This is a genomic window from Streptomyces sp. NPDC002130 (genome assembly GCF_040296465.1).
In the GTDB taxonomy this organism is placed as follows: Bacteria; Actinomycetota; Actinomycetes; order Streptomycetales; family Streptomycetaceae; genus Streptomyces.
The window spans coordinates 1-1,061 of sequence record NZ_JBEOXI010001226.1 but is presented as its reverse complement, the minus strand read 5'-3'; the positions used below and the strand labels follow the sequence as shown (position 1 = coordinate 1,061).

At 66.4% G+C, this 1,061-nt stretch carries 1 protein-coding gene; it reads right to left on the bottom strand.

What is annotated here, in order from left to right:
* Window positions 1-908, bottom strand: a 908-nt coding sequence (locus ABT116_RS49825) for a fatty acid synthase subunit beta domain-containing protein (protein ID WP_351648369.1), incomplete at its 3' end; no start/stop codon positions are given.
* Between the last annotated feature and the right edge of the window lie 153 nt (window positions 909-1,061).

Here is a 1,061-nt window from a genome sequence, read left to right as displayed (position 1 = left end):
GCCTCGACGATGGCGTCCTGAAGATCTGCGCCGCAGTCGAATTCCTTCGCGGCGTCGATGCCGACGGTCAGCTCGAGGTAGCGACGCAGCCACTGCGCGTACGTCATGGTCTCGACGTCGCCGAAGTACGGCTTGGCGGTGACGTCGAGGGCGGCGATGATCTCCTCGCGGCGCTCGGCCACTGCCTCGGAATCACCGGCAACCTCGTCGAGGAGGCGTCCGGTACGCGAAGCCGCGTTGTCGATTTCGTGGATGTCGGCACCGAGCTGGCTACGGCCCGAGGCCATTCCACCTTCAGCGGTACCGGCACCGACCCAGTCCGGCGTACCGGGTGTGTCGACGAGAAGCTGCTTGACCTCGGGAGAGGTGGTGGCCTCGAGAGTCGCCATGGCTGCGGTGCCGACCAGGATGCCGTCGACGGGCATGGCCGGGAAACCGGCTGCGGCAGACCAGCGGCCGGTCAGGTAATCGGCTGCGCGCTCCGGTGTTCCGATACCACCGCCGACGCAGATGACCAGGTTCGGACGTGTACGCAGCTCGGCGTACGTGTCGAGGAGCAGGTCGTCGAGGTCTTCCCACGAGTGGTGTCCACCGGCGCGGCCACCTTCGATGTGGACGATGACCGGGAAGTTCGGAACCTCGTTGGCGATACGGATCACGGAACGGATCTGCGCCACGGTGCCGGGCTTGAACGCGATGTTGGTGATCCCGATCTCGGACAGCTCGTCGATGAGGGCAACTGCCTCTTCGAGTTCCGGGATACCGGCGGTGACGATGACGCCGTCGATGGGAGCACCGGCAGTACGGGCACGCTGCACCAGACGCTTGCCACCGAGCTGCAGCTTCCACAGGTACGGGTCGAGGAACAAGGAGTTGAACTGGACCGCGCGGCCCGGCTCGAGCAGCATCTTCAGCTCTGCGACACGGTCTTCGAAGATTTCTTCGGTGACCTGCCCGCCACCGGCAAGCTCGGCCCAGTGACCGGCTCGTCCCCGGCGGTCCGCAGCAGGTCGAGCACCAGCGCGGCGTTGTGGCTGCGCAGGGAGAGCAGGTTCACCCCG